The sequence below is a fragment of the Jannaschia donghaensis genome, from assembly GCF_001403795.1.
In the GTDB taxonomy this organism is placed as follows: domain Bacteria; phylum Pseudomonadota; class Alphaproteobacteria; order Rhodobacterales; family Rhodobacteraceae; genus Jannaschia; species Jannaschia donghaensis.
Genome location: NZ_CXSU01000011.1, coordinates 237,522 through 244,388, shown reverse-complemented (window position 1 = coordinate 244,388; position 6,867 = coordinate 237,522). Strand labels below are relative to the sequence as shown.

9 protein-coding genes are annotated in these 6,867 nt (G+C 65.1%); 2 read left to right on the top strand and 7 right to left on the bottom strand.

Annotation, left to right across the window (positions count from 1 at the left end):
* The 7 genes from JDO7802_RS18395 to choX form a co-directional block, all read right to left on the bottom strand.
* On the bottom strand, positions 1-567 hold a 567-nt coding region (locus JDO7802_RS18395), incomplete at its 3' end, for an alcohol dehydrogenase catalytic domain-containing protein (RefSeq protein ID WP_222836396.1).
* A 24-nt stretch (positions 568-591) separates the two neighbouring features.
* Positions 592-960: a Lin0512 family protein gene (locus JDO7802_RS05660; RefSeq protein ID WP_055083526.1), complete on the bottom strand. Its 369-nt coding sequence runs from the start codon at positions 958-960 to the stop codon at positions 592-594.
* Positions 957-1,301: a Lin0512 family protein gene (locus JDO7802_RS05655; RefSeq protein ID WP_055083524.1), complete on the bottom strand. Its 345-nt coding sequence runs from the start codon at positions 1,299-1,301 to the stop codon at positions 957-959. The genes JDO7802_RS05660 and JDO7802_RS05655 overlap by 4 nt, the downstream gene beginning before the upstream one ends.
* A 63-nt stretch (positions 1,302-1,364) precedes the next feature.
* Positions 1,365-2,393, bottom strand: a complete 1,029-nt coding sequence (choV, locus tag JDO7802_RS05650) for a choline ABC transporter ATP-binding protein (protein ID WP_055083522.1) — start codon at positions 2,391-2,393, stop codon at positions 1,365-1,367.
* The gene (locus JDO7802_RS05645; RefSeq protein WP_222836401.1) at positions 2,390-2,797 is read right to left on the bottom strand and encodes a GFA family protein; all 408 of its coding nucleotides are present in this window, start codon (positions 2,795-2,797) and stop codon (positions 2,390-2,392) included. Before JDO7802_RS05645 ends, choV begins: the two co-directional genes overlap by 4 nt.
* 2 nt (positions 2,798-2,799) lie before the next feature.
* On the bottom strand, positions 2,800-3,633 hold the full coding sequence (gene choW / locus JDO7802_RS05640) for a choline ABC transporter permease subunit (protein WP_055083518.1): 834 nt from the start codon (positions 3,631-3,633) through the stop codon (positions 2,800-2,802).
* A 56-nt stretch (positions 3,634-3,689) separates the two neighbouring features.
* Positions 3,690-4,622, bottom strand: coding sequence for a choline ABC transporter substrate-binding protein (gene choX, locus JDO7802_RS05635; RefSeq protein WP_055083516.1), 933 nt, complete (start codon positions 4,620-4,622; stop codon positions 3,690-3,692).
* 127 nt (positions 4,623-4,749) lie between these two features.
* Here choX and betI point away from each other — a divergent pair, with 127 nt between their 5' ends.
* Together betI and betC are read left to right on the top strand one after the other, a co-directional pair.
* The gene (gene betI / locus JDO7802_RS05630; RefSeq protein ID WP_245624123.1) at positions 4,750-5,307 is read left to right on the top strand and encodes a choline-binding transcriptional repressor BetI; all 558 of its coding nucleotides are present in this window, start codon (positions 4,750-4,752) and stop codon (positions 5,305-5,307) included.
* The gene (gene betC / locus JDO7802_RS05625) at positions 5,304-6,809 is read left to right on the top strand and encodes a choline-sulfatase (RefSeq protein WP_055083512.1); all 1,506 of its coding nucleotides are present in this window, start codon (positions 5,304-5,306) and stop codon (positions 6,807-6,809) included. Before betI ends, betC begins: the two co-directional genes overlap by 4 nt.
* Positions 6,810-6,867: the final 58 nt, after the last annotated feature.

Here is a 6,867-nt window from a genome sequence, read left to right as displayed (position 1 = left end):
CGACAGGTCGACGAAGGTCACGTCTGCCCCCGCGATCCGGGCGAATAGGGCCGTGCCCAGCCCGATCGGCCCGGCCCCCGTGACCAGAACGCGGTCGCCCGGCGCGACGGCGGCGCGGGCGACGGCATGGGCCCCGATGGCCAGAAACTCGACCATCGCCGCTTCGCGCACGGTCAGGCCCGTGGCGGCGATCAGGTTGCCGGACGGCACGGCCAAGTGTTCGGCCAGTCCGCCGTCGCGGTGAACGCCCAGAACCTCGATCCGGCTGCAGCAGTTGGGTTTGCCCCGCAGGCAGGCCCGGCATGTGCCGCAGGACAGATAGGGGTTCACCACCACCAGATCGCCGCGCGTCCAGCCGTGTCCCTCGCGCGCCACCCGCGCCGACAATTCGTGTCCGATGATGCGCGGATAGGCGAGGAATGGGTGCTTGCCCTCCAGAATGTGATAATCCGTCCCGCATATCCCGACCGAGCAGATGTCCAGCAGGACCCAGCCGTCAGGCACCTTGGGGGCGGGCCGATCCTGCACTTCGAACGTGCCGGGGGTGACGCAGACGCCGACCTTCATGCGGCCTGACCTTTGAGCCGCACTCTAGGCCCCCGCCGTCGGAACAAAGCCGTGTTCACCGGTGTCCAGAAAGGCCTTCACGCCGGCCACGGCCAGCGTGATGTCTTCTTTTCCGCCCATGCCCCGGTCGTGCAGGCCACCCTCGACCACCGTGACGTCGATGATGCCGTAAGGCAGGGCATCGGCGACGGCCTGCCGGTCGACCTGGTCGGGGAAGGGGACTGCGATCGTCACCTCCACCCGCATCTCGCCGGGATGTTTATATGTTCCGAACAGGGTCAGCGACGAATGGCGGATCGCGTCGGACACGGCGCGCAAGGCGGCCTTGGTCATGTCGTGGCCGTGGACGTCCGCGCCCATGCCCATTTCCAGGATCAGCGGCTGTTCGGTCATGATGTCCGCTCCACGTCGAACGATACCGAGACGATGGCGTTGGCGACGATCACCGGGTTGCCGTTCATCTCGAGGTCCGCGCCGCCCTTCACCGCCTCGGCCGAAACCTGGCCGTAGGGGGCTTCGCGCTTGACCGCGTCCAGATCCACACGGCCCGGTTGCCCGACGCCGATCCGTATGTCGACGATCATCGCGTCTTTCCCGAATCCGAAAGCGTCGGCCACGGTCAGGTAATTGCGGTGCAGCGCATCGTGCACCGCGCGGCAGGCCGCCTTGGTGTAATCGGCCCCGCGCAGGTCGGTGCCCATGCCCATTTCGACCGCGAATTGTGTCTTTGCCATCTGTTCCCCCGACATGGTTATGCAACCATCGCGTGTGAGCCGGTGATTGCCAAGGGCGACGCCCTAGCGGCCCAACCGGGCCAGCACGGATTGCCGGTCGACGACACCGACGACTGCCCCTCCGCGTTCGACCGGGATCGGGCCTTCGCGCTGGGCGCAGAGCAGGATCAGGTCCTTGACGGGCAGGGTCGCCGGGATCTGCTCCCCCTCGCAGGTGCCATCCACCATCGCATCCGCCGCCGTCAGAACGCCCAGCGGGTTCATATGCGCCACGAAGTCGGCGACGTAGTCGTTGACCGGATTGTTGAAGATGTCGGCGGGCGTTCCGCATTGAATGATGCGCCCGCCTTCCATGATGGCGATGCGCCCGCCCAGCTTGAATGCCTCGTCCAGATCGTGGCTGACGAAGACGATGGTGCGTTTCAAACGCTCCTGCAACTCCAGAAGTTCGTCCTGAAGCCGTGTGCGGATCAGAGGGTCGAGCGCGCTGAACGGCTCGTCCATCAGCAGGATCGGCGCATCGGTGGCGAAGGCGCGGGCCAGGCCCACGCGCTGCTGCATCCCGCCGGACAATTCACCCACAAGCGCATCGGCCCGGTCGGTCAGGCCGACCAGATCCAGTTGCCGGTCCACCGCCGCCCGACGGTCGGACGCGGACATGCCCGCCAGTTCCAGCCCCAGACCCACGTTGTCGCGGACCCGCCGCCAGGGCAGCAGGCCGAACTGCTGGAACACCATCGCGACGCGGGACTGGCGCAGGCGGCGCAACTCGGCGGGTTTGGCGTGGGTGACACTGACCATGGCATCGCCGTCGTCGATCCGAACCTCGCCGCGCGCCACCGGGTTCAGGCCGTTGACCGCCCGCAGCAGGGTGGATTTGCCCGACCCCGAAAGACCCATCAGGACCAGGATCTCCCCTTCGTTGACGGTGAGAGAGCAATCGTGGACGCCCAGAACCTGACCGGTTTCAGCCTGCACGTCCTGCCGGGACTTGCCCGCGTCCATCAGGGGCAGGGCGGCGTCGGGCCGGTTGCCGAACACGATCGAGACATTGTCGAATTCGACGGCGGGTTTCGGGTCTGTCTGTGTCATCGCGCGTCCCCCGCGTTGGTGAACCGCAAGACGCCGGCCAGACGCGCGCCGCTTGTGTCGGTCGGATGGTTTCGGCCGTCGCGCACCTGGACCACCGGCAGGAACGGCGTCTGGTCCTTCAGGCAGGCCAGGTTCACGCCCAGCTCGTCAGGGTTCGACCGGCGGCGATGATGGGTGTAGATGCCGCAATGCTTGCAGAAAAAATGCTGCGCCGTGTCGGTGTTGAAGGTATAGCGCGTCAACGCGTCTTCGCCCCGCGTCACCGTCAGATCGTTTCGTCGGGCCGATACGGCCACGGCCCCGCGCATCGCGCAGAACGAACAATCGCAGCGGCGCGCCGTGGCAAGACCGTCTATCAATGTGACGGTGAACTGCACCGCGCCGCAGTGACAGGCCCCGGACATCTTCATTTGCGTTCCATCCGCAGCATCCGGTCCAGCATGATCGCAACGACGACGATGATGAACCCGCTCTCGAACCCCAGCGCGGTGTTGACCTGATTGAGCGCGCGGACGACCGGCACGCCCAGCCCGTCGGCCCCGACCAGGGCCGCGATCACCACCATCGACAGCGACAGCATGATGGTCTGGTTCAACCCGGCCATGATTTGCGGCAAGGCGTAGGGCAGCTCCACCTTCCACAGCGTCTGGCGCGGTGTGGCGCCAAAGGCCTGTGCCGCTTCGGTCAGGGCGGTCGGCGTGGAGGAGATGCCAAGATGCGTCAGTCGGATCGGCGCGGGCAGCACGAAGATCACCGTCGCGATCAGGCCGGGCACCATGCCGATGCCGAAGAACACGATCGCCGGGATCAGATAGACGAAGGTCGGAAGGGTCTGCATCAGGTCCAGCACGGGCCGCATCCACGCATAGAGGCGCGGGCGGTGCGCCGCGCCGATGCCGATGGGGACACCGATGGCCATGCAGACGACGCAGGCCGACAGGACGAGCGTCAGGCTTTCCGTCGTTTCTTCCCAATAGTCCTGATTGAGAATGAACAAGAACCCCAGGGCCACGAACAAACAGACCTTCCAGGACCGTTGCATGAACCACGTGAAGGCAACGAAGACGGCGATCACGATCAAGGGATGCGGCGTCTGCATCACCCACAGGATCGCGTCGATCATCGCTTCCATCACCAGGGCAAGCCCGTCGAAGAACGGCTGCCCGACGTCCTGCAGCCAGTCGAAGACGGCGGCCGCCCCTTTGCCCAGCGGGATCTTGTTTTCGGTCAGCCAGTCCATCGCCATTCCTTTCGCGGGGAGGGGCTGTCAACGAAAGCCCCTCCGATTGGCGATGTTTACTGAAGAGCGGCTTCGACCGCGGCTTTCGCATCGCCGCCGTCCAGCGTGGTCACGCCATCCAGCCATGCGTCCAGAACGCCCATGTTGGCCTTCAGCCATGTCGCCGCGGCCTCCTCGGGGTCGGTGCCGTCGTTGAGGATGGCCCCCATGATTTCGTTCTCCATGGCGAGCGTGAATTCGAGGTTGTTGAGCAGCGCGCCGACATTCTCGCATTCCGATGCGTATCCCGTGCGGGTGTTGGTATAGACCGTCGCGCCGCCCAGGTCGGGGCCGAAGAAGTCGTCGCCGCCTTCCAGATAGGTCAGGTCGAAGTTCGCGTTCATGGGATGCGGCTCCCACCCCAGGAAGACGATGGGCTCGTCGCGTTTGGTCAAACGGTCGACTTGCGCCAGCATGCCCTGCTCCGACGATTCGACGACTTCGAAGTCGGCCAGATCGAAGGCACCGCCGTCGATCATCGACTGAATCAGGCGGTTGCCGTCGTTGCCCGGCTCGATGCCATAGATCTTGCTGTCCAGCGCGTCGGCGTTCGCCGCGATGTCGCCGAAGGACGCAATGCCAAGGTCTGCGGCGGCCTTGTTGACGGCCAGCGTGTATTTCGCGCCTTCCAGATTTGCGCGCAGCGTCTCGACCGTGCCCGCGTCGCGGTAGGGGGCGATGTCGGCCTCCATCGTCGGCATCCAATTGCCCAGGAAGACGTCGATGTCGCCTTCGGCCATGGAGGTATAGGTGATCGGCACCGACAGGACCTTCACATCCGTCTCATAGCCCAGCGCGTCCAGAATCGTCGTCGTGGCGGCCGTGGTCGCGGTGATGTCGGTCCAGCCTACATCGGCGAAGACGACTTCGCCGCAGTCGGCGTGTGCATCGGCCATCGCGGTCCCCGCGCTCAGGGCGAGAATGGAGGCGGCAGTGAAGAAGCGTGTCATGTCGAGATCTCCCGGTTGTTGACGTTCTAGCCTTGAGGCCGTTTATTGATTGACGGATCAATTAAAAACACGTTGCTTCCGTCAGCGCAACGTCCACCCCCCGGAGAGTGTCTTGCCCCGCATCGGAATGGAACCCCAACGCCGCGAAGCGCTGGTCCGCGCGACCATCGCAGAAATCGCCGTATCGGGCGCGCGGGACGTCACCGTGGCCCGCATCGCCAAACGCGCCGGCATGTCGCCCGCGCTGGCCCATCATTATTTCGGATCCAAGGACCGGATGCTGCTGGCCGCGATGCGGCGCATCCTGTCGGATTTCGGGGCTGACGCGCGGCGCGCGATGGCGCAGGCGGAAACGCCGCGCGCGCGGCTGGATGCGATCGTCCGGGCCAGTTTCGGGCCCGACAACTTCGACCGCGAAGTGGTGGCCGCCTGGCTCAACTTCTATGTGCAGGCCCATGGCGATGCGGACACGCGCCGTCTGCTGCACGTCTATCACGCGCGGCTGCGGTCGAACCTGGTTCACGCGCTGCGGCCCCTGACGGACGATCCGGCCACGCTGGCCGAAGGAATCGGCGCGCTGATCGACGGGCTCTATATGCGTCAGGCCCTGCGCCGGACGGAGCTGGCGACGGACCGGTCGGTCGCGCTGGTAACCGACTACATCGAGCGGGGGCTGGCACCATGACCAAACCCAACATTCTGATCCTGATGGTCGATCAGTTGAACGGAACGCTGTTCCCCGATGGCCCCGCCGACTGGCTTCATGCGCCGAACCTCAAGGCACTGGCGGCGAAGTCGCGGCGGTTCCGCAATTGTTATACCGCGTCGCCGCTGTGCGCGCCGGGCCGCGCCAGCTTCATGTCGGGCCTGCTGCCGTCGCGGACCAGGGTTTATGACAACGCGGCCGAATTCGCCTCTGACATCCCGACCTACGCGCATCACCTGCGCCGCGCGGGGTGGCAGACTTGCCTGTCGGGCAAGATGCATTTCGTCGGCCCCGATCAGATGCACGGATTCGAGGAACGGCTGACGACCGATATCTATCCCGCCGATTTTGGCTGGACTCCGGATTATCGCCGCCCCGGCGAACGCATCGATTGGTGGTATCACAATATGGGGTCAGTGACCGGCTCCGGCACGGCCGAGATCACGAACCAGATGGAATATGACGACGAGGTCGCGCATTTCGCGAAGATGAAGCTTTACGATTATGCGCGGGGGCAAGACGCCCGCCCGTGGTGCCTGACGGCGAGTTTCACCCACCCGCATGACCCCTATGTCGCGCGCAAGGAGTTCTGGGATCTCTACGAAGATTGCGAGCATCTCATGCCGCCCGTCGCAGAGATGCCCTACGAGGATCACGACCCGCATTCGAGGCGTATTCTGGACGCGAACGACCGGGGCAACTTCGACGTGACCGAGGAGGATATCCGCCGGTCCCGCCGCGCCTATTTCGCCAATATTTCCTATCTCGACACCAAAGTGGGCGAGACCCTGAAGGTGCTGGAGGATACCCGGCAGGATGCGATCATCCTGTTCGTGTCCGACCACGGCGATATGCTGGGCGAGCGGGGGCTGTGGTACAAGATGTCCTTCCTCGAAGGCTCCGCCCGCGTGCCGCTGATGATCTGCGCGCCCGGCATCGAACCGGGGCTGGACCTCACCCCTGTCAGCAACATCGACGTCTGCCCGACCCTTTGTGATCTGGCCGGGGTCGACATGTCGGAGGTGGAGCCCTGGACGACCGGTGAGTCGCTGGTGCACCTGGGTCAGGGCGGTGCGCGGACGACGCCGGTGGCGATGGAATATGCCGCCGAAGGCTCCTACGCGCCGCTTGTCGCGTTGCGACAGGAGCAGTGGAAATACACGAAATGCAATCTCGACCCCGAGCAGTTGTTCGATCTCGACGCCGATCCGCACGAGTTGATCAACCTTACCGGTGACCCAACCCACGCCCAGACGCTGGCCCGTTTTCGCGCCGACGCCGATGCGCGCTGGGACCTTGACCGTTTCGACGCGGAGGTGCGCGAAAGTCAGGCCCGCCGCTGGATCGTCTACGAGGCGCTGCGCCAGGGCGGGTATTACCCCTGGGATTACCAGCCCCTGCGCGTGGCCAGCGAGCGGTACATGCGCAACCACATGGACCTGAACGTCCTCGAGGAAAATCAGCGCGCGCCCAGGGACTGAACGTGGCGGGGGGGCCAGCCCCCGCATCCCCTCCGGGATATTTACGAAACAAAGACGG